Annotated in this window: 18 protein-coding genes, 1 tRNA gene and 1 rRNA gene; 2 read left to right on the top strand and 18 right to left on the bottom strand. The window is 40.5% G+C overall.

All coding sequences use genetic code 11. From position 1 onward, the window contains the following. Window position 1: 1 nt before the first annotated feature. On the bottom strand, window positions 2-703 hold the full coding sequence (rluF, locus tag MHB56_RS14980; protein ID WP_036679985.1) for a 23S rRNA pseudouridine(2604) synthase RluF: 702 nt from the start codon (window positions 701-703) through the stop codon (window positions 2-4). Continuing rightward, complete coding sequence (locus MHB56_RS14975; RefSeq protein ID WP_076280415.1) at window positions 693-3,020, bottom strand: sensor histidine kinase; 2,328 nt, start codon at window positions 3,018-3,020, stop codon at window positions 693-695. Before MHB56_RS14975 ends, rluF begins: the two co-directional genes overlap by 11 nt. Window positions 3,021-3,324: 304 nt before the next feature. Here MHB56_RS14975 and tadA point away from each other — a divergent pair, with 304 nt between their 5' ends. Beyond that, window positions 3,325-3,846: a tRNA adenosine(34) deaminase TadA gene (gene tadA, locus MHB56_RS14970; RefSeq protein ID WP_076130386.1), complete on the top strand. Its 522-nt coding sequence runs from the start codon at window positions 3,325-3,327 to the stop codon at window positions 3,844-3,846. Beyond that, entirely contained in the window at window positions 3,847-4,416 is a 570-nt protein-coding gene (locus MHB56_RS14965) for a GNAT family N-acetyltransferase (RefSeq protein WP_076187218.1), read from the top strand. It abuts the gene before it with no gap. 104 nt (window positions 4,417-4,520) lie between these two features. On the opposite strand, the gene MHB56_RS14960 is transcribed toward MHB56_RS14965, so the two are convergent. The 16 genes from MHB56_RS14960 to rrf form a co-directional block, all read right to left on the bottom strand. Then, window positions 4,521-5,612 (bottom strand): hypothetical protein, encoded by a 1,092-nt coding sequence (locus MHB56_RS14960; protein ID WP_076130388.1) that lies wholly within the window; start codon window positions 5,610-5,612, stop codon window positions 4,521-4,523. A 105-nt stretch (window positions 5,613-5,717) separates the two neighbouring features. After that, window positions 5,718-5,870 carry a small acid-soluble spore protein P gene (locus tag MHB56_RS14955; protein ID WP_076138623.1) on the bottom strand — a complete coding sequence of 51 codons (153 nt, stop codon included), beginning with the start codon at window positions 5,868-5,870 and terminating at the stop codon, window positions 5,718-5,720. 11 nt (window positions 5,871-5,881) lie between these two features. After that, window positions 5,882-6,223, bottom strand: coding sequence for a hypothetical protein (locus MHB56_RS14950; protein WP_036679977.1), 342 nt, complete (start codon window positions 6,221-6,223; stop codon window positions 5,882-5,884). 404 nt (window positions 6,224-6,627) lie between these two features. Further along, window positions 6,628-9,747 (bottom strand): DEAD/DEAH box helicase, encoded by a 3,120-nt coding sequence (locus MHB56_RS14945; RefSeq protein ID WP_341143715.1) that lies wholly within the window; start codon window positions 9,745-9,747, stop codon window positions 6,628-6,630. Window position 9,748: 1 nt separating this feature from the next. Further along, window positions 9,749-10,624, bottom strand: a complete 876-nt coding sequence (locus MHB56_RS14940) for a hypothetical protein (RefSeq protein WP_341143714.1) — start codon at window positions 10,622-10,624, stop codon at window positions 9,749-9,751. Window positions 10,625-11,624: 1,000 nt separating this feature from the next. After that, entirely contained in the window at window positions 11,625-12,497 is an 873-nt protein-coding gene (locus MHB56_RS14935) for a hypothetical protein (protein WP_341143713.1), read from the bottom strand. Then, a complete protein-coding gene (locus MHB56_RS14930) occupies window positions 12,494-12,679 on the bottom strand; it encodes a helix-turn-helix transcriptional regulator (protein ID WP_341143712.1) in 186 nt (61 codons plus the stop codon). Before MHB56_RS14930 ends, MHB56_RS14935 begins: the two co-directional genes overlap by 4 nt. Before the next feature lie 324 nt (window positions 12,680-13,003). Beyond that, window positions 13,004-13,285 carry a hypothetical protein gene (locus MHB56_RS14925; RefSeq protein ID WP_341143711.1) on the bottom strand — a complete coding sequence of 94 codons (282 nt, stop codon included), beginning with the start codon at window positions 13,283-13,285 and terminating at the stop codon, window positions 13,004-13,006. A 575-nt stretch (window positions 13,286-13,860) separates the two neighbouring features. Then, a complete protein-coding gene (locus MHB56_RS14920; RefSeq protein WP_341143710.1) occupies window positions 13,861-14,913 on the bottom strand; it encodes a tyrosine-type recombinase/integrase in 1,053 nt (350 codons plus the stop codon). Window positions 14,914-15,047: 134 nt separating this feature from the next. Next, window positions 15,048-15,136 (bottom strand) — tRNA-Ser (locus tag MHB56_RS14915). A 67-nt stretch (window positions 15,137-15,203) separates the two neighbouring features. Further along, window positions 15,204-16,490 carry a serine--tRNA ligase gene (gene serS, locus MHB56_RS14910; protein ID WP_038568043.1) on the bottom strand — a complete coding sequence of 429 codons (1,287 nt, stop codon included), beginning with the start codon at window positions 16,488-16,490 and terminating at the stop codon, window positions 15,204-15,206. Between the two features lie 74 nt (window positions 16,491-16,564). Next, window positions 16,565-17,161, bottom strand: coding sequence for a pyridoxal 5'-phosphate synthase glutaminase subunit PdxT (gene pdxT / locus MHB56_RS14905; protein WP_076130391.1), 597 nt, complete (start codon window positions 17,159-17,161; stop codon window positions 16,565-16,567). A gap of 18 nt (window positions 17,162-17,179) precedes the next feature. Next, complete coding sequence (pdxS, locus tag MHB56_RS14900) at window positions 17,180-18,061, bottom strand: pyridoxal 5'-phosphate synthase lyase subunit PdxS (protein ID WP_036679980.1); 882 nt, start codon at window positions 18,059-18,061, stop codon at window positions 17,180-17,182. A gap of 112 nt (window positions 18,062-18,173) precedes the next feature. After that, window positions 18,174-19,568 carry a D-alanyl-D-alanine carboxypeptidase family protein gene (locus MHB56_RS14895; RefSeq protein ID WP_076130392.1) on the bottom strand — a complete coding sequence of 465 codons (1,395 nt, stop codon included), beginning with the start codon at window positions 19,566-19,568 and terminating at the stop codon, window positions 18,174-18,176. Between the two features lie 125 nt (window positions 19,569-19,693). After that, window positions 19,694-21,151 (bottom strand): IMP dehydrogenase, encoded by a 1,458-nt coding sequence (gene guaB, locus MHB56_RS14890; protein WP_036679982.1) that lies wholly within the window; start codon window positions 21,149-21,151, stop codon window positions 19,694-19,696. A gap of 432 nt (window positions 21,152-21,583) precedes the next feature. After that, window positions 21,584-21,700 (bottom strand): 5S ribosomal RNA (rrf, locus tag MHB56_RS14885). Window positions 21,701-21,738 lie beyond the last annotated feature (38 nt).

The following is a 21,738-nucleotide window of genomic DNA, read 5'->3' as shown; positions in this document are numbered from 1 at the left end:
CCTACAGTAACTCGTAGTTCAGCGTAGCTCCAAGCTCCTTCTTCTCATCAGCAGACAGCTCCCGCCATTCTCCCGTTTGCAATGCCCCCAGGCGAATATTCATAATCCGAATGCGTTGCAGCTTTCGCACCTCATAGCCAAAAGCGCTGCACATACGACGAATCTGGCGATTTTTGCCCTCTGTCAAAATAATACGGAAGACACGCTCCGTAATACGCGTGACCTCACAGGGCAGCGTCTTCTCACCTAATATTTTCACACCGCTCGACATGCCGGTAATAAATGAAGGCGTAATGGGTCTGTCCACGGTAACCACATATTCTTTTTCATGCCGGCCTTCCGCCCGCAAAATTTTATTAACGATATCACCATCATTAGTAAGCAAGATTAATCCTTCCGAATCCTTATCGAGACGACCAATCGGGAATATACGCTCATGATGACCTACAAAATCGACAATATTCCCCTTGATATGCTGTTCTGTGGTTGATGTAATCCCAACCGGCTTGTTTAGAGCAATGTAGACCGTCTGGCTTGAGGTTTCAAGCGCTATACCATCTATTCGCACATCATCGCCCGGAACAGCCTGACTGCCCAGCACAGCAGGCTCTCCGTTGATCGTAACTCTGCCGGCATCCACAAGCTTGTCTGCTTCTCGGCGTGAACAGTATCCTGTCTCACTGATGAATTTATTAATTCTCACGTTGTTCTTCACTCCGTTCATCCTTAATGTTAAGCCAAGGTGTAACCCCTCCAGCTGCAGGCAGCTTAATCATAACGGTTGTCCCCCGGCCAACTTCACTTTGTATTTCCAAATGACCCTTATGAGCCTGAATAATACGCTGGCTAATCATTAACCCAAGCCCAGTCCCCGATTCCTTATTCGTGAAGAACGGTTCACCCAGCTTAGGCAGCACGTCCTCTGGAATCCCTTCACCCTGATCTTTGATTACAATAAAGACGCAATCCACAGAGTTCCACAGTTCCATTGAAATGACGCCACCCTCAGGCATAGCCTCAATTGCATTTTTAACAATATTAATAAATACCTGCTTCAGCTGGTTCTCTTCACAATGTACAGTAGCAGGTTGTTCAGAGAATTTCGTACTAAATTGAATATCATGTAGATGAGCCTGACTATCCAATAGAGAAACTACATCACCTAATATGTAGCGAAGATCTTTCTCCTGAAAATGAACGGCTTGCGGCTTAGCCAGGATTAAAAATTCACTGACGATAAGATTAATCCGCTCCAGCTCGGATAACATCAGCTCTACATGAAGCGGAACCAAGAGCTCCTTCTCCTGTTGAAGCTGTAGAAATCCTTTTAACGTGGTAAGAGGGTTACGAATCTCATGAGCTACTCCTGCGGCCAATTGGCCGACTGTAGTTAGTTTCTCAGAGCGTCTAAGCAGCTCCTCCATTCGATTGCGTTCCGTCATATCACGGGAAACGTGAATAAAGGAATGGGGATAACCCTCTTCATCTCGAATTATCGAGGTACTAACGCTAACTTCAACTAATGATCCGTCCCGTTTAAGTCTCACTGTCTCGATCGGCGGCAGAACTGCACCATTTCTTAACGCGTCAAGCCGCTCTTCCTCTTGCTTAAGCGCTGTCGCGGGTACAAGATATGGCATATTGCCTATCACTTCTGTTGCACTCCATCCGTACAGCTCCTCAAAGGCTCTGTTAGTGCTAGTGATTCGTCCCTCCATATCCAACGTATGAATCGCATCCGACGTACCGTTAATTACGGATTCCAAATGCTCCTTAACCGCCCGGTTCTCTTCCAGCGTCTGCTTAAGACGATTGGTGCGTTGCATAAGATGAGAAGTCATAGCGTTAATCCGCAAGGCTAATTGACCTAACTCATCACGAGAGGTTACCTTTAATGGAGGTTCGAACTTACCTCGCGCTACGTCATTGACTTTGGCAAGTATAGCCTGAATTGGACGAGTAATAAAACCTGAAAGTATGTAACTACATAGCAAAAATAATGCCAGCAATAACAGAGACGTAGTCAAATAATTGGCTAATTGTTCATGAACTACGGATGAAATCACAGAATAATCCAAAACTACACCGATTACGTAAGGCTCCATTTTAGGATTCTGAATAGGAATGAAGCTTTTGAGCACTCTTTTCCCATGTACCTTCGTCTCCAGTGTAACTGGCTTCTGCTTCTGCTGAGCTAATAGAATAGCTGCTTTATCTTGCTCCACATTACCATAAGTATAGGTACCGAACTTAATTGGGCGGTTGCCAAGTTTCTTTTTAAATGCATCGCTTCCATCACCCGCCATACTTGCTAAACCAAATGTTGTTGGATTAAATCCTGTAAGCTCTAAAATCCCTGGATTAACTTCTTTGGTTCGCTCTACAATTTGATCGGGGTTGGTGATTTCGATATATTCACTTGCCGCAGTATTGAGAATAACAGGATTAATGATGTAGTTGCTTGCTTCATCATGATAATAACCCCACTTCTCAATGAAATCGGGATTGTAGGTTGAATATTCAAATGGGCCTGACCAAAAATGATCCAATGACTGACCTTGCCCCACAGTGACTTCCTGATTATCAAATAACTCCAAAAGGGCAAGGTACCAGTACCCCCAACCTTGAGTGGACATTCCAATATCAATCGGATTTGATGCCCTTGTCACCACGATATCATTATCAGTCTTTACCAGAATTGAAATATTAGACACGCCCAACTTGGAAGTTAGGGCCTTAAGTTGAGCGTTGGTTATATTCTTATAATCCGGACCCAATTCCTTAGAGGCAAAGATGGCAGCCATTCTTAAGTTATGCGCGATTTGATATTCTACATAGTTAGAGCTATAGTTACTTTGTTCTACAGAAACAGCCATTTGCATAGCGGTGATCTGCATATTATTTACGTTTTCATTTCTTAGATTATTCTGAGCGGCATAAAGGTTAAATGTCAGATTCAATGCTAAAATTAGCAGTACCGCTCCAAAAATAATAGCAGATAGTTTTGTCTTTATGGACAAACTGTTATTCACCTCTTATCCACTGGTAAATCCTTGCGGAGCCTATAATAAACATCATACCTTTTGCCCCCTCATTTGAAAAGGACATTTAAAACAAGCCTATTAATTCACCAAATATTGAAATTCAAAAGGTGTTTCTCTACAATATATAAGAAACCATCCACATCTTATGCACATATAAACAAATTATTAAAGTCCGGTGTGTACAAAAATGTGTATAAGTAGGCTGTTATCCACAGAGTTATGCACATTTTGTTAAGAACGAATATTTGTTCGTTGTATAATGGTTACAGAAGAAGGGAAGATGATCTTGAATATTAAAGCCAATGAATCGCCAGAAGATATACAAGCGGTTCATGAATATTGGATGAGGCAGGCGATCGCAGAAGCACGTAAAGCTGAGGCATTAGGTGAGGTTCCTATTGGCGCTGTCATTGTTCGACATGGTGAAATTATAGGACGTGGATACAATTTACGAGAAACGACAATGGATTCGACAGCCCATGCAGAGATGGTAGCCATTCGCGAGGCCAGCAATGTCATGAATTCTTGGCGTCTGCTGGATTGCCAGCTGTACGTCACCCTAGAACCTTGTCCGATGTGTGCAGGAGCAATAGTGCAGTCCAGAGTGCCTCTCACGGTATATGGAACGCCTGACCCTAAAGCTGGATGTGCCGGGACCCTCATGAACTTGCTTGAAGAGCCGCGATTTAATCATAGAACTGAGGTAATACAGGATGTTTTACAAGAAGAATGTGCAGATCTACTCACCTCCTTCTTTCGCCGTTTACGTAAAAAGCCAATTAAACAAAAGGAGGACTCCTAAATGACCCTTACTCTATATCATACCTCTCAAGGGATCTATATTTCTCCACTTGAGCTTAAGGATGCACAGAGCCTGCTGGAGCTTCGTTTAAATAACCGGGTAACCCACGAACCGTTTGAGCCAAAACGTGATGAGCACTTCTTTACCCTGGAGAGTCAGCAACAGATCATCAATCAGCGTATTGAGGACGCCCTACAGGACAGAGCTTATATGTTCGGCATTTATCTGCTGGATGGACAGCTAATCGGTCAGATCACATTGTCCAACGTCTCACGAGGTGTAGCACAATATGCTGATTTAGGATATTTAATGGATCATCGGATGCAAGGACAAGGTTATATGACAGCAGCGGTCGGATTAGTCCTTGGCTATGCTTTCCGAGCCTTAGGTCTACATAGAGTTCAGGCAGCTATTTTATTGCATAATGAAGCTTCCCGAAGAGTCCTGGAGAAGAGTGGGTTTAAACCTGAAGGGGTTGCCCGTCAGTATCTTAAAATAAATGGACAGTGGCAGGATCACCAAACCTACGCAATCTTAACTGAAGATGTGCTGACAGAGGAACAGAAATAGGATTCTGCATTGTCGCAGGAATCAGCGCTACTTTTTTCCTAAAAAAAGACCCGCATGGGCGTATAATATACGCCTCATGCGGGTCTTTATCTTGCGAACTGGGATTAATAAGTTCCCAAACCACCGAATTCTTCTCCAAGTTGATCCATTGTAATTACATCATCACCTTGAGGGATACCAATCTTGAATACCGGCTTTTCGTTGATCTTGCTGTATTGGCCCGTTCCATTTACTGAGAAGGCCACTTTTGTGCCATCTTCCGGATCATTTACTTTAACATCCATCAATAAATCCTGATACACAGCGTATCCGTCCTTATTGATCGCAGTATTATAGTGGAACTGGTTGATGGTAAGGTACTTATCAAGATCAGCTAAGCCCTTATCCAATTCAGTTCTAGCTTCACCTGATGTCAGTTCTTCTTTAGCCTTAGCTAGATCTGCATCTTTAATCTGCAGCATATCCTTGTATTCTTCCTTGCTTACGATATCAATGATTTTTGGCAGGGCATTATTCACCAAGATAGTGATTGCTTCTTTAACATTATCGTTAGTCACTTGGAACTGAACGACTTGTTTAGCTTCCACACCTTCTGGTAAATTAGCATCTTTGGGATCAATCTCGTTAAAATATTTTTCTTCGTCATATTCAGCTAGGACAGTGTCCACCACTTCATTAGACAGCTTCTGCATTTTTTGAGTATCCATCGTACTTGGGTTAAATTCTGCACCCTCCTGCTCTGCCAACGCCTTCAGATCAACCTCTACAAACTTATTGAGGATTGTCTCAGGAATCGGTACGAAAGGAATAGATGGAATCTTAACATACAACTTCTCGGCAGTCATTACCATAGGAACATTAAAGCTCATGCTCATATCGCCTTTCAGATTCAGAACCATAGTTAGTTCTGTCTGCATTGGCTCTGCTTGATATACCCCATCAATGGTAATATCAGCATTCTTAAGCATACTAAGTACCTGTGTAGTCATTGCAGCAGATTCAGCGTCAGAAGTCTCGATCGTAAGATCGTTGATCGTGAATTTACTCTTCATCTCATAAGATGACATTGTAGTCGCTTTAGTAGCGGCTGATTTTAAGGCCTCTTTTGGCGCCTCCTGTTTACTTGCACATCCCGGCAGAATTACTGCTGCTGTAAGCAGCAATGCAGCGGCCGACAAACCCCACTTTTTGTTCATTATTGTTCTCCTCTCCCATTGTAAAAGAAATCTCTCCCCCTCCTATGATAAACCATTTGTAAAAATCAAGAAACACTTCTTTAAAATTCTTAACGTTTTTATTTGTTAACCTTGTGGATTATGGTGGTCAACATGGTTCGCTTGTTTCACCTTTTTAGAACCTGAAAGTGGTTCTGGGCCTGAAGGAGTATGGTCTTTTCTCCGCTCACCACTTGTTGGCTCTGCCCCAGGAACAGGGATACTTTTTGGTTTCGACATTTTCATTCCTCCTAAGGATTGGTCAAGTTCTGAAGAGCCTGAGCACATTCATGAATTTGCCGTGAGTATTGCTGTGCCAGCTGCTGTACGGCATCACTACGCTCATCAATATGGAGACCGCTCTGTTCCACATCCAGCAGATCCACTGCCACTTCTCTGCTATCTACATACTTGCAGCGAAAATCCAGCGAATAGCCTTGATGACCTGCCGCATTAAAATGAATCAGCAAGCTATTCGGATCCCCATTATCCGCCAGCACACTGAAACTATCCCCATCATCCATCAACGCCGGCAAGCGCTCCTGCCAGGCTGAGACAAGCTTATGCTGATCAACTTCTAATGATCTATCCATGATTATGATCATCCTCCTTCTCTAATACATTGCGGAGAAATGAAGCTTTTTATTCTCAATAGAACTGGGTCTACCAAACAAAACAAAAAACCGTCCCCCAGAGGGAACGGTTTCTATCTAATTATTCTTTAAGTTCATAAAGGAATGGCGGAGAGGATGGGATTCGAACCCATGTGGGCTTGCACCCTAACGGTTTTCAAGACCGCCCCTCGCTGTAAAATCCCGCAATCCCTTATGCTGATTGACATTATGGCACTTTATCGTTGAACCGCTACAGCGGTCTGAGTTAAAACGTTCGATTTGGTGCGTGACCGTTGGATAGTTTAATCTTAGTATCCCAAACTATTCAAGTCAATTCTCATTTTAAGTGAATAAATTAAAGAGAATTACTTATGAACTTATAGTCATTCTGCATATTCACTTCGCCATTTATTATAACTGATTTTAGCTGTATCTTTTTTACTCATTTCAAACTGTTCTATCCATTCACTTTCTGTTATTTCATTTAACCATTTTTTTAAGGTAGTTACCTTTTCTTTTGTTAGGTTACCATTTTGCTTACTCCAATACTTCCCTAAAACCTCTGAAGCAAATCTAGGTACCCCCAGCATTGACAACGCTGCTGCTTCTTTTGAATTTACTCCAAAGTAAATATACGATGGGATTAGACTATCCTCTAAAGAGAAAGATACATCCTCTTGCGTTCTCATTCCTATTGTTTTTTGTAATGCAGCAACTCCCCAAGATAAATTATTTGTTAATGTCCCATAAATGTACTTCCCACAATGTTGAATCTTATCATCAAGATTGTCTTTATAATGAATATGCTTGAGCGCTATTTCTCTTAAAGATTTTCCATTTACCCAATCCTTCGTAATTTCTGCAACAAGTTCAGGGTTTAATTTCCCGTCCTTCTTATAAACACCTAAGTCGATTTCTGGAACACCACTTACGATTTTTATAATTTCAGATAGCATGTTATCATGTTCAACAAATAAACTTGACGCATCTAACTTTAATTCCTTACTATAATTCGCCAACAAATAATTCATACTAAGACTACTTAGTCCACTTCCATTTACTACCTCCATTTTCTTTTTGTTTTTCAAATCAGAAGTAATATGATTTTGATATTCCTTCGTAAATGCTACCAACTTTTCTGCAAGCTTAGTATTTCCTTTTTGACTTAATTGATAATATACAAGACTTCCACGAACAACATCTTCTACCTCAATATTTTTGTCTACAGATAGGATATGATAAATATATTGGAGCAGGTTTGTTAATCCCTTAGAATTTCTAAGTAGTGCAAGGTTAAAATCTACGTGTTCTGATAAAGTTTGTAATGTGTCCAGGAGTGATGATAAAACTTCATTATTTTTTTTAGTCAAATACTCATTGAATTGCTTTACGTCTTTGTCTGTTTTTGTTATTGCGATAATATGCCCTTCTTTGTCTGTTAATGCTCTTCCTGCACGTCCTGATATATTCCAAAATTCCGCGTCTGTCATAGGTCGTGAAAATCCGTTGTCTGGAACACTCATTCCCTGAAATATTACAGTCGAAATAGGAAAGTTCATGCCTTGAGCTAGAGTAGTGGTAGCTGCAATAATTGTAATTTGCTTGTTAACAACTCCAGTTTCGATTTCTTCTCTAATATTCATTGGCAATGACGAATGGTGATATGCACATCCTTTTTGAACAGCTTGATATAACAAACTGTCTGACCCAATTTCCTCTTCAATTAATTTAAGAAGTGAATTAAGACGTCCTAAATGTTCTGCACTCACTATCTCTCTATTTTCAATAAGCTTTCTTATTACATTTTCAGCAGAATCCCTATTTATACAGAGAACCAAAACTCCACCGATGTTCTCATAAAGTTTTGCAACTATTAAGGCCCTATCTGTTTTCGACGTAATATTAGAAGTAGAACGATTAATTGCTACTTCAAAAGAAGTATTATACATGGTATTAAGACTTGAAGGTATATAGTTAATGCTGCCTTTATAATTGGCTCTAGCAAGCTTATTAAGGCTGTAAGTACCTGTATATTGTTGAGCCGGTTTCCAGTCAACGAATATCTCTATTCCTCTTGATTCACCAAGCCAATGAGCTAATTCTTTTGCATTATCTAAAAATGGGCTTAAGAGTAACAATCTTAAATTTCTGTTTTCTCTTCTCAAGAGTGCTAAAAGTAATTCTAATTTTGAACCTCTTGTCTTGTCAGCCAAAGAATGTGCTTCATCGACCACTACTAATTTAAGATTTTCTAAAGACTTATGTTTACTTCGATATAATACATCTAATTTCTCAGGTGTTGTAACTAAAATATCAAAATCATCAAGCAGAATTTCCTCTTCTAATGGGTCTATTTCGGCAAAAGGTATAGCTACATCAACTTTTATACCTAGCAATTTAAAATCTCTTTTCAAGTCCTTCTTAACTTGATTAACTAATGCTCTTGTAGGAACTATATAAGCTATCTTAGCATCTTGATAAAGATTTAATGTTTGCAATATATAAAACTTAGAAAGTAGTGTTTTTCCTGCACTTGTTGGCATTTGAACAACTACTGCTGTTTTACTAGAATCTAAAAAGTTTTTTTGCAAAGCTTTTTGTTGTGATGGGTATAGCTCAAAAATTGGTGCCAGATTATCTTTAGCAGTTAAATGTTTGATATACTCGTCTAGCTTTTCAGATATACCATACGAATTCGTCCAAATTGAATTATTCACCATTTCTAAAAGTGACTTTTCATATAGCTTTATAATAAACTTATCCTCTTGCTTGTCTGAACCGGCAGCTAATTGATAAGCATCTGCACTAAACCTCATAATTACCTTATCAACATTATCTGGCTTTCCATTGACAGCAAAGTTGCAGTACACCTCTAAAGATTCCATAACATGAAGCAAAGATGCTAACCAGCTAACCTTTGGGAAAGGGTTATTCATCTCTTCTAGAACCTCAAGGTATTTTGGTTCTAACTCATCTTGTTTTTTCTTTATCTCATTAATGATATTTTCTATATAATTTATATCTTCCCATCCATTTGCTTTTCTAATTAATATCAGCAGCATTATGTATAAGCTTTGTTCTAAGTAATGCGCCCAATTGTCTATATGTAATTTCGAATGAATTTCTTGTAGTTTTTCCTCTTTTAATATCATTCTTACTTCTGCAATTGACTTCGTTTGTATTCCAGTAGCAGCTAAAAAAAACAGACTTTTAGTATATTCGTAAGTATCATTAGGCTTTGATGAAAACCATAATGTTTTCCATAGGTCATAACTTTTATTGAAGAATACATTAGAAGTCTCCTTATTTTGCTCGTCAATCACATAACCTAAACCTTGATATAGAAACGCAAATAATCCAGAATTTTTGCTGATTTCTGGAGGATATGCTTCCACATGAAGCCTTTTTTTCAAATCATACTCAGTCCAAGAACTGACTATCTCATTCGCTCTCATGAATTTAGTCAGTTCATTTATTTTATTATTTGATTTCAACTCTTTCATACTAATCAGCCCTTAATTTTTCATAAATTTCATCTGCAAAGTCACCTAGCGAATAGCCTAATGTTAAAATATAATACCGTATTATTGCGGATGAAAAATCTGTGTGATGAGTTTTGAACTTTCCATAATCAGCTTCTGTCCAAAATTCCCTTTTTCTTAGTAAAAAAGGAACGACTATCATTTTCTTTTTCAATTCTTCAATCGCTTCAGTATCCTTCTCTTCTAATGTATTCACGATTGAAAATACAAGAGCTATAAATTCTCCTTGTGGCATAACATCAATAGCGCTTGCGAGTGACTTTTTTAATCTCTCATCAAAGTCTGCAAGACTTTTTAATGAAAGGAACATACTATCGGAAGCTGTGTGTACAGAACTTGGTGGACTAGCCTTATCTTCTGATGCCTTTACTTCTGTAGAGACAATGTACTTTAAGTTTATACCATTCTCTGATTCTTCAAACACAAAACCTAGACCATCAACACCTCTTTTAGGCATATCAGGGTCGTCTTCTTCCAAACTATATCTACAAGGAAAAGTAACTCCTTCGATTCTTCTGAGGATGTCCCTCGCAATAATTTCAGGGAGCTTGCTCCGAGTATTTTTTAACCAAGGGCTTTTTGGAGGTGCCTTTTTTCCAGGATTAGCTGTATTGTACTTCTTAAGAAAGTTTTGTATGTTTTTTGATTTTTCATCACTTAAGTTTGACATTTTTAATTCTATTTCTTTACCTGTAATACCATATTCCTCTTTTAAAACTGGAAGTATGTAAGCCAAAAAATCTTCTTTGTCATTAGGATATTCAAGCTCATACGTAGTGAATTTATGGCGGTTGGCTTCTTCTAGAGTTGATATTACTTTCGAATATGGATATGCCATTCTTTGACACCTACTATCTTAATTATCGGTCTCTCTCCAGAATCTAGTTGTATGTTTCCACTCCACTATACCACCTTTTTCCTTATATGTGCTAAATTCTCTTTATCTTTTAGTCTTGTTTTAACCAGTTTTTTTAACTGCAGAAGTAACCATTATCATATCCACTTTTAACGTTCTTCTAAATACAATCATCTGAACGAACTTATTAAATACTATTCTGATAATATACCTTATCTGAAGTGGGGGAGGGGGATATTCGCCGGAACGGAATCAGAACGAGGAAGTTAGGACTACGCAGGGTCACACACAAAAACTCCGGTTTACTAAGCGCACTTTAGTTGGATAAAGTGTGTCTCGTAATTATGTATCCATCGGTTCCAGCGGCAACATTCTGCTAAGCAATAATCTACTAAGCAACATTTTGGTTGGCAGTATTCTGGTTGGCAATATTTTGACAAGCTCATAACATCCTTCTATCTGAATCTTAGCGCCGCCACCAATAGGAGTGATTACGTGAGCGCTTAGATTTGGATGACCATTTGCATAAGATATATTTTATCCATTGGCAAGTAGAGTATTGTTTGGATATTAATCCATCCTATTATCTATTGCTCTGCCAATGTAAATAAGATTCTATACATGCCCCACATATATAGGCGGGGCAAGTACCCTAACCATTCATTTCCGATGGCAGGGTACTTCAATTATATATTAGATTCTATCAGCTATATATTCCTTGCTAATGCCTATAATTTGAATCATCAATCTGAAATCAGAGAACATACTCTCTAAGATTGACTATTACTTGCTTCGCATCGTGACGAGAACACCATTTTAGCTTAGTAGATGAAATAATATTATAGAGTAGACTATATTAAGAATAGAATAAAGCGGAACCTAAAATCGTTTAAAACCCTTGATTCCACTGAGTTTTTTGGCGATTTCATTGTCCGAGAAACTTCAACTTTCCAGTATACTTCGTCCGAGAAATTTCCACTTTTTACTCTTTATCTTTCAAACTAAAGATTGAGCGCAGTGTCTTTTCCGGTTGATAGGGGTCAACTTCTTCTTCGATTAAGCCATCATTCGGTCTTCCGTCCAAACGATAGAATACCCAAGGATTAATTAAGTATGATTTATACTTTCGCAATATTTTCACTTCGGCAAGTACAGCCTTTCCGTCATATATCATTACAAGTAGGCGATTGAATGTATGGTGACTAATATCAAGTAACTCACATATTTCTTTCTTATTAAGCTTCTTAATCTTCGTTGGGTCAGTTTCATATGGATTCGCACAAATTGTATTAGTTGTGAAATGGATATGTGGAATCAAATCATACAGTAATCCCAAGTTTGCATAGCTAACTTTATCCTTCATACTCCTTACTTCCGTCCTCCATATTTTCACCGTATTATCGCCATCCTTCATCTTACCTCTGAAATGGTATTTGTTATTCAACTTATAACATCCACCATCACCTTTGATAATGATATGGTTTTTTAAGCAATTACTCAAAAAGTCAGAGTAAGTCTGCTTAGATATACCTAAGACCTTCATAATGTCTGCATTTGTCATTACCGTTTTATCTCGCTTTCTTAACGCGGTATTTCTCAGGATACCCTCATAGTCTGCGTAGGTTTGAAGCAATAATAATAGCCCGCGCTGTGGTCTAGTTAGTACGGATATAATATCCTTAACAGCTTCCATATGAGCGAATACAAATTTTTCTTCGTGCTTATTGGCCCATTTATAAGCATTAACCGCTTTCTGTATTTTCTGGTCATGTTCGTATTTATCCAATGTAGCTACAATTTCCCCTGTTTTATATGAATAAATAACATATTCTTTCTTGTTTATTGCGCTACTCATCTTGTTCCTTCCGCCATAACTTTATTATCTTCAATCCATTTAGCCACTTCATCAAGCTGATACCTAACCATGTTGTATGATAATTTGACTGAAGGTAATCCCTCAAGTTTCCATCTGCATAGCGTACGCTTAGAAATACCGTACCTGTCACAAACTACATTCGAACTCACTAAACTTTCCATTAACACTTCTCCTTTGAGTAATCTTTTATAATAGAGCTTTGATTCAGTCCTAATATGCCTTATTCGGACACATTTATATATTTAAGTGGACCGCTTCAAAAATCCCCACATAGTCGAATAAATTTTAAATTCATAATGGATGTTGGAGAGGAAAGCGGGAACCAAACATGTAGAATGCTGATACTGCCAAAGTCGCCGAAAAAAAAAGACGACCTCCGTTTTGGAATGTCGTCTATACAATCAAATATTAGATTTTAGGGAGAAGTATATTTTTCTATTTCACACTGAAGTTCAAGAAAATTACGGCGGCGGGAAAGATAAATATTAGCCCTGCTTGTCCTGACAATTCTTAATAAATTCAACGAACTCTTCTTTTGTGCCAGTTCCTAGTATCACACTATCTAAACTGCGAAGTAATTCGTAATCAGCATTAAATCGCCCTTCACATGTGTAAGGCTCTAAGATTATATCTTTGAGCATGATTGTCAAATCGTCTAATTTTGTGCGAGCCTTTTCAGTATACTTAAAATACTCTCCAACCATCTCCAGTAACCTCAAAGCTTTTTCATCTTCGATAATTTGCTCTAACTGCTTTATTGAACTCATAACGCTCACTCCTATTAATCATGTTTGATGTTCTGAACTTTAGTCAGTCTTCTCGTCATTCCTTCTCATTTGACGACTTCATTTGTTCTGCCGTCACTTTCTTAATAGGTTGTGGTTTAGGATAATCCCTTAAGCCTTTATCCTTCTGTATTCCTCAATTCCAATGATTTTGTTCTCATGCTTCAAGCACATCCCTCCTCAAAAGTTATTTCTTAAACTTTTGTTCAATCAGATACAATATGACACCAAATAGCATTCCAATTACAAACCAATAAGTTTTTAAAAATTCTTTAATTCCATTCCCTAGGTTGGCATCAAAATGGTTAAGAATATTGCTTGAAAATATAGCAAAACACCCCCTTATTTTTAGTAAGGGGGTAATGAAGTTATAATATAACTTATAATATAAGTGGTATTCCCTCCCATATTATACAACAAAAATAACGCTAACGTTACCCTTTGTAGTGCTCATCAAAATAATCTACAGCATCGCTTACATGCTTTCTGACAATGCCCAGAAGTTCGGGTGGCAGTTACGCCATCTTCCCAGCCATACCTTAGTCCGTAAGCATCATTCAATCCCCTCTATTCATGAACTTCTCATATTGCTCACGAACATCAGCAACATCCTGATTAACATAACGGTTGACCATTTCCATTGATGAATGTCCGAGCAATCGTCGTAATGAAAAAGGGTCACCTGTTGCCTTTATATAACGAGTAGCAAATGTATGTCGGAATGTGTGAGGGCTTATACGAACCCCCGTAATCTTTGCCTTCTTCCCGATGTAGCTAATACATCTGGTTGCCCAATTCTTATCTAATGGCTGACCATATTCATTTAGAAATAAATTTGGAGCTTGTCCGTTCATCTCATGCCAAGCGAGGTAAATAACCAATAGCTCTTGGGTTCTTACTCCAAAGTAAACTGTTCGCGCTTTTCTAGTTTTAGCTGATTCTGCACGTACGGAAGCAGAGCGGTTCTGTAAATCAACTTCCTCTACAAATATTCTCATACACTCCCCAATACGTACTCCTGTATCAAGCAGAAAAGACATCAATAATGCATCACGCAGTCCTAAGTAGGTAGTCAATTCACAGCAATTAAAAAGCTTCCGTTCCTGTGCCTTTGAAATTACTTGGAAGTCTTCTTCAGGTACTTTCAATAATTCTACATTCTCAAAAGGGGATTCTCTAATAATCCCTTCACTTATAGCCCAATTGAACATTGCCTTAACTGTACGTAATCTGATATTTATTGTCGAAGGTTTCAACTTCTGTAACGTCAACATAGATGAAATCCATACACGAATGACATCACGGTTAGGTACAAAGTTATCTAGACCGCTGTACTCCGATGCCAAGAAACGTCGAAACCAGTTCATATGCTTCCTGTAGTCTTCTAAGGTGCGTTCTGCTGCTCCTGCCGCTTGCCGTGCGGCATAGTAGCGGTTAAATAGCTTGTCCAGTGTCAACGTCTCAGGGCGAGGTTTCTCGGCTTCTTGAAGCGTGGAGCGGGGCGTTTCCAAGACCGAAGGAGTAAGGCGGTCTAATAACCGCTGAGGTATGTCTAAATTATTCTTTCTTTGCCCCCGTTTATGGGCTGTTTTTCCTGTGTTCACATTCATATTGAGTACCTCCCGTTAGATTTTTCTCTAACGGTCACGAACACAAAAAAACGCACCAGACCGTTGTTCAACAGTCTAGTGCGTTTCAATCATAATCACCGCAAAGCCTTATGCGGTGTGCATTTATAAAGGAATGGCGGAGAGGATGGGATTCGAACCCATGTGGGCTTGCACCCTAACGGTTTTCAAGACCGCCCCGTTATGACCGCTTCGGTACCTCTCCAAATGCATTTAAATTTCACATGCATTAGGATTGTACCATACAATGCAAAGAAAAAGCAACTATATCTTTAAATAGTTTTTGGTTGTATCGATTTTACATTGCGCATATAAGGTTGTAGGCATTCTGGAATCAGAACACTGCCATCCTCTTGCTGATAATTCTCAAGAATTGCAGCAACCGTACGTCCAACAGCCAAAGCAGAGCCGTTCAGCGTATGAACAAATTCAGGCTTCGATTTTGGATCCTTACGGAAACGAATATTTGCCCGGCGTGCTTGGAAGTCTTCTGTATTTGAGCAAGAGGAGATCTCACGGTACATCCCACTCTCAGGCAACCACACTTCCAAATCGTACGTCTTAGCCGATGTAAAGCCCATATCAGCCGTACATAACCCAAGTACACGATAAGGCAGTCCCAACAGCTGCAGCACACTTTCAGCGTCTGCTGTCATTTTTTCTAATTCCTCATAAGAGGATTCAGGGGTGGTGAGCTTCACCAACTCTACCTTGTTGAATTGATGCTGGCGAATCAAACCGCGAGTATCACGGCCCGCCGAGCCCGCCTCAGAACGGAAACAAGAGCTGTAAGCTACATGGTATTTAGGCAGGTCAGCTGCCGTCAAAATCTCTTCGCGATAGTAGTTCGTTACCGGTACTTCAGCTGTAGGAATCAAATAGTATTCGGTATCCCGCAGCTTGAACAGATCCTCTTCGAATTTAGGCAGTTGTCCTGTACCATACAAGCTGTCTTTGTTTACAATGTAAGGCGGCAGCATTTCCTCATAGTTATGCTCACCACTGTGAAGATCCATCATAAAGTTAATCAGCGCCCGTTCTAGACGTGCTCCAAGTCCTTTATAGAAAACAAACCGGGATCCTGTAACCTTTGCTGCAGCTTCAAAATCAATAATATCAAGCTGCTGCGCAAGCTCCCAATGTGATTTCGGAGTGAATCCGAACTCTTTGGGCTCCGACCAGCGGCGTAATTCAACGTTATCATCCTCGGATTTCCCTACTGGAACTGAATCATGAGGAATATTAGGGATATTCATAGTAAGATCAGCAATCTGAGCTTCCAGTTCACGTACTTCATCATCAAGCTCTTTAATTCGGTCAGATACTGTACGCATTTCTGTAATTAGATCATCTGCTGGCTCGCCGTTCTTTTTCTTTTTCGCTACTTCACCTGAAACTGTATTACGACGGTTCTTAAGACCTTCGGTTTCTTGCAGTAATTCACGTCGACGCAAATCAAGTTGTGGAAAATCAGCAATTAAGTCCAGTGATTTGCCCCGTTTTTCTAAAGCCTCTTCCACTCTTGCGTAATCACTACGTAGTATTTTTACATCTAACACAAAGTTTCCCTCCTGAAAACAGCCTAAACTCTTTCAAAATGCTGATTACAGCTTTGAAAGAGTCAGGATGTTCTTTATATGCGATTTTGTTGTTGGACTTCCCTATTCGCCTCTACCATATCGGCAAAATATTGGTGCAGTCTGAAATCATCGGTCAGTTCTGGATGAAAAGAAGACACCAGCAAGTTGCCTTCGCGCGCGGTTACAATCTCATCATTATAGACTGTAAGCACATCAACTCCCGGTCCTACCTCGTTGATAAGCGGTGCACGTATAAACACAGCACGAACCGGCTCATCAATGCCTTTAACCTCCAGATCACATTCAAAGCTTTCCCGTTGGCGGCCGAATGCATTCCGGGCTACGGTAATATCCATTAGCTCCAAATGCCCCGGTTCACCACCGGCAATTTTTTTGGCCAGCACGATCATACCCGCACATGTGCCAAAAATAGGCTTACCCTGATCAGAAAAATCACGGATGGCTTCTATGAAGCCATATTTCCGCATTAGCTTTCCAATCGTTGTACTTTCTCCGCCGGGGATAATCAGGCCTTCAACCTCTTCTAGCTGCTCCACACGCTTGATAGGCACGCCTTCTGCACCGGTCTTCTCTATACTAACAATATGCTCCGTAACAGCGCCTTGCAGCGCCAATACTCCTATCTTCATCCTACAACCTTCTCTCTATTAACGGCCACGCTCCGACATACGTTCAGCCGGGGTGAGAGTTGCAATATCAATCCCCTTCATTGGTGCACCAAGGTTCTTGGATACTTCAGCAATCAGTTTGTAATCAGTATAGTGTGTAGTGGCTTCAACAATCGCACGCGCAAATTTCTCAGGATTGTCCGATTTAAAAATACCCGAGCCTACGAATACACCATCAGCACCCAAATGCATCATAAGAGCAGCATCTGCAGGAGTAGCTACACCCCCAGCGGCAAAGTTAACAACCGGCAGTTTGCCAAGCTCATGTACTTCGAGCAACAGCTCGTAGGAAACTCCCAGGTTCTTTGCTTCATTATATAGCTCGTCCTTGGACAAATTCGTTACTTTACGGATTTGACTGTTGATAAAGCGCATGTGACGCACGGCCTCAACAATGTTGCCTGTTCCTGGTTCACCTTTTGTACGGATCATGGAGGCACCTTCGTTAATACGTCTCAGTGCTTCTCCCAAGTCCTTCGCTCCACATACAAAAGGAACGGTGAACTCATGTTTATCAATATGGAATACTTCATCAGCAGGAGTAAGAACTTCACTCTCATCCAAGTAATCAACACCCAAAGATTCTAAAACTTTCGCTTCTACATAATGGCCGATACGAGCCTTAGCCATAACAGGGATACTTACCACCTTGAGAACCTCTTCTACAATTGTAGGATCGGCCATCCGTGCTACACCGCCAGCTGCACGAATGTCAGAAGGTACGCGTTCCAGAGCCATAACAGCAACTGCACCAGCAGCCTCAGCAATTTTTGCTTGCTCTGCATTCATGACGTCCATAATGACGCCGCCTTTTTGCATTTCTGCCATGCCTCTTTTAACTCGCGATGTACCTGTTTCCATGTCCTAACCCCCCGAATGATCTATCTTAATCTAACTTGTAATTTTACCCCAATGAAGGGAAATCTACAACCCATTTACTCGGATTTACTGCTGATTTCGACACCAAACTGCATTAGAACAAGTTCTTGATCCCTGAAAATAAATCACCGAAGAAATCGCCAATCGCTCTAAGGAACAACTTGAACCAGCCAGCCTTCTCAGCTTCCTCTACTGTGATCAGATTAACTGTTTTCTCCTGTGCTGCTTGCATGCCTTCAGCCTTGTAGGAATAGGTAACTTTACCTACTTTAGAGGATTGAGCTATAGGAGCAACCAAAGTTGCAGGGTCATTTGTTACAACAGTTGTAGTAACTTCAGGAGAAACCGTTCCCTTAGGAACAATGAAAGAAACTCCTTCATCAGTAACTATAGAAACATCTTTATTCTTTCCTTTCAGTACCGGAACTGTTTCCGTGCCAGCAATAACAGCCTTCGGAGCTACAACCTGTTTGATTTCAAAGTTGTTAAATCCGTAGTCGAGCACTTTTTTTGTTTCTGTGAATCGATGTGCCTCTGAATTAGCACCCATAACAACACTGATTAGACGCATTCCATCACGCACAGCAGTACCGGTAAAGCAGTTACCTGCATTTGTGGTATGGCCAGTCTTCAGTCCATCTAGACCTGGATAAGCATATGCCTTAAAGTTGGGGATACTTTTGTTAGCTTCCAGCATCCAGTTGTAGTTAATGATCGGCGCTGTATCCCGATCACGGAATTTATAAGACTGAATCGTTGTAAATTCAGTGAAGTCCGGGTGGTCAGTAACTATAAATTTAGCAAGAGTAGCTGCATCTCTAGCTGACATTACAGTCTCTTTATCAAGATCAGGACGGAATTTCTTCGGCATGTCTGCCCGATCAAGTCCAGTTGAGTTAATAAAATAGGTATTTTTCATGCCCATCTTCTGTGCAGTCTGATTCATTAGTTCTACAAATTGTTCTTCTGAACCCGATACCAATTCTGCCAAAGCAACTGTGGCATCATTCGCCGATCCTACGGCCATCGCTATGTATAGCTCTTTAACCGTATGTTCATCTCCAGCTGCCAGAAAAATTCGTGATCCGACCTGTTTGGAAGCATTCTCTTGAATGATAACTTTCTGATCCCAAGAGATGTCTCCTTTTTTCACGGCATCAGATACAAGATATTCAGTCATCATCTTGGTCATACTCGCAGGCGGGAGTGGTGTATCTGGATTTAGAGCCATAAGTACTTGGCCTGTAGTTGGTTCTATTAGAATAGCAGAACTCAATTCCAAGTTAAGAGATTCCACAGAAGGGATCTTAACTGCGTTGGTCTTGGGTGCAGTTTCAGTAGTAGTTGCGGCACCCTCGGTTGTAGCCGGAGTTTTGCCCGCTTCAGCCAATGCTGGAATTACAGGGTTCATTAACATATTTAAAAGCAGACCTACAGTCGCTGTCTTAATTACAATTTGCTTACCATTAAATTTTCGTTTGTGCTTCAATGATTACGACTCTCCTTTAAATCTCATATCAATAGCTTGTTCTATTCTAACACAGGGGTACCCGCAAAAAAAGACAGACAGGACGAAATAGTCCTGTCTGTCCAAAAAATAATACGGTTAGTCCATTATACGGAATAGTTTGGTGCTTCTTTTGTAATTTGCACATCATGCGGGTGGCTTTCACGAAGTCCAGCACTTGTGATGCGAATGAAAGAAGTATCGTTACGCAGTTCTTCCAATGACTTCGTACCGCAATAGCCCATACCTGAGCGCAATCCGCCGATCAATTGATGAACAGTGTCAGAAAGAGGCCCTTTAAAAGCAATACGTCCCTCAATTCCTTCAGGAACGAGCTTTTTATCATCATCTTGGAAATAACGGTCTTTACTGCCTTGTTTCATGGCACTCATGCTGCCCATACCACGATATACTTTAAATTTACGGCCTTGATAAAGCTCAGATTCCCCTGGGCTTTCTTCTGTACCCGCAAACATACTTCCCATCATTACAGCATGAGCACCAGCTGCGATAGCCTTAGTGATCTCCCCAGAATACTTAATACCGCCATCAGCGATAATAGGAATTCCGTACTCGCGAGCAACTGTCGCACAATCATAAATGGCTGTAACCTGTGGTACGCCGATACCAGCGATAACGCGTGTAGTACAGATCGATCCTGGTCCAATACCTACTTTAACTACAGATGCACCAGCTTCAATAAGTTCACGGGTTGCTTCGCCTGTAGCTACGTTACCAGCAACAATCGTAAGATCAGGATACAGCTCACGAATTTGGCGAACCGCTTCAATTATATTAATGTGGTGACCATGTGCAGAATCGACGACGATCAAGTCCACACCAGCTTTTACTAATGCTGCAGTACGTTCGAAGGTGTCTTTAGAGATACCAACAGCTGCTCCAACAAGTAGACGGCCATGTGCATCTTTGGCTCCGTTAGGGAATTGAATAGCTTTTTCAATATCCTTAATGGTGATGAGGCCCTTAAGAATATTATTCTCGTCCACAAGGGGAAGCTTCTCGATCTTATGACGTTGCAGGATACCTTCTGCTTCCTGAAGGGTTGTACCCACAGCAGCTGTTACAAGATTCTCATGTGTCATAACTTCTTTAATTTGAATATTGAAATCATGAATAAAGCGTAAGTCTCTATTAGTCAGAATACCGACAAGTTTATTGTCACTGTCTACAATCGGCACTCCGGAAATGCGATATTTACCCATTAAAAGCTCTGCATCAGATACCATGTGTTCTGCCGTAAGTGAGAATGGATTCGTAATAACTCCGCTCTCGGAACGCTTCACACGATCTACTTCTTCCGCTTGCTGCTCTACAGGCATATTCTTGTGTATAATCCCGATGCCACCCTCACGAGCAATTGCAATGGCCATGGCTGCTTCTGTGACTGTGTCCATACCTGCACTCATAAGTGGAATATTCAACTTCACATTCTTACTTAGAACTGTGGTCAAATCCACTTCTTTAGGCAGTACCTCAGATTTACGCGGAACCAGCAGCACATCATCAAAAGTTAGACCTTCTTTACCAAACTTATCTTTCCACACCTGGGTCATTCCTCCTCGGTTGTTTTAAATTATACCCGCCTACAAACTTTATGAAAGAAGAACCTTTGACTCCAGTCCATTCACGACAGACAATTCTGTACATCTGGGGGCTGAACAAGTGTAGATCTTCAATTAAGGTTTGAGATGCTTATCCAAAAATATATTATTGCCATCTTAGCAAAGGGCATTTGGACTGTCAAGAACATTACATCATCAGAGTAGGTATTCAAAAAACGGCCGCCGAGTAAGCGAATTATTGGACGTTAGTCCGTGCTGAGAGGACAATTTAGTGTGTTAAAAATTTACAGTTCGCCTCTGTTCACCTTTTAAACCACGCTTATCTCCATCTTAGTATCTCAAAATATAGCCCAATGAATTCTCTATTTACATAACAAAAAGACCACTGTCGATTACTCAACAGTGGTCTTGCGTGCTTGGCAACGTCCTACTCTCCCAGGACCCTTCGGTCCAAGTACCATCGGCGCTGGAGGGCTTAACGGTCGTGTTCGGGATGGGTACGCGTGGAACCCCTCCGCTATCGCCACCAAACATGCGTCTGTGAAACAGACGCTGCCGCGTGAAATTCG

The organism is Paenibacillus sp. FSL H8-0315 (genome assembly GCF_038005365.1).
GTDB classification, from domain to species: domain Bacteria; phylum Bacillota; class Bacilli; order Paenibacillales; family Paenibacillaceae; genus Paenibacillus_AQ; species Paenibacillus_AQ odorifer.
Note: the sequence above shows the minus strand (reverse complement) of the source record. Positions and strands in the feature narration are given on the sequence as shown.

Excerpts from the sequence above, each read along its gene's own strand:
- tadA (WP_076130386.1), top strand. The coding sequence starts at position 3,325 with ATGATCTTGAATATTAAAGCCAATGAATCGCCAGAAGATATACAAGCG.
- MHB56_RS14965 (WP_076187218.1), top strand. The coding sequence starts at position 3,847 with ATGACCCTTACTCTATATCATACCTCTCAAGGGATCTATATTTCTCCA.
- MHB56_RS14960 (WP_076130388.1), bottom strand. The coding sequence starts at position 5,612 with ATGAACAAAAAGTGGGGTTTGTCGGCCGCTGCATTGCTGCTTACAGCA.
- MHB56_RS14955 (WP_076138623.1), bottom strand. The coding sequence starts at position 5,870 with ATGTCGAAACCAAAAAGTATCCCTGTTCCTGGGGCAGAGCCAACAAGT.
- MHB56_RS14950 (WP_036679977.1), bottom strand. The coding sequence starts at position 6,223 with ATGGATAGATCATTAGAAGTTGATCAGCATAAGCTTGTCTCAGCCTGG.
- MHB56_RS14945 (WP_341143715.1), bottom strand. The coding sequence starts at position 9,747 with ATGAAAGAGTTGAAATCAAATAATAAAATAAATGAACTGACTAAATTC.
- MHB56_RS14940 (WP_341143714.1), bottom strand. The coding sequence starts at position 10,624 with ATGGCATATCCATATTCGAAAGTAATATCAACTCTAGAAGAAGCCAAC.
- MHB56_RS14935 (WP_341143713.1), bottom strand. The coding sequence starts at position 12,497 with ATGAGTAGCGCAATAAACAAGAAAGAATATGTTATTTATTCATATAAA.
- MHB56_RS14930 (WP_341143712.1), bottom strand. The coding sequence starts at position 12,679 with ATGGAAAGTTTAGTGAGTTCGAATGTAGTTTGTGACAGGTACGGTATT.
- MHB56_RS14925 (WP_341143711.1), bottom strand. The coding sequence starts at position 13,285 with ATGAGTTCAATAAAGCAGTTAGAGCAAATTATCGAAGATGAAAAAGCT.
- MHB56_RS14920 (WP_341143710.1), bottom strand. The coding sequence starts at position 14,913 with ATGAATGTGAACACAGGAAAAACAGCCCATAAACGGGGGCAAAGAAAG.
- pdxT (WP_076130391.1), bottom strand. The coding sequence starts at position 17,161 with ATGAAGATAGGAGTATTGGCGCTGCAAGGCGCTGTTACGGAGCATATT.
- pdxS (WP_036679980.1), bottom strand. The coding sequence starts at position 18,061 with ATGGAAACAGGTACATCGCGAGTTAAAAGAGGCATGGCAGAAATGCAA.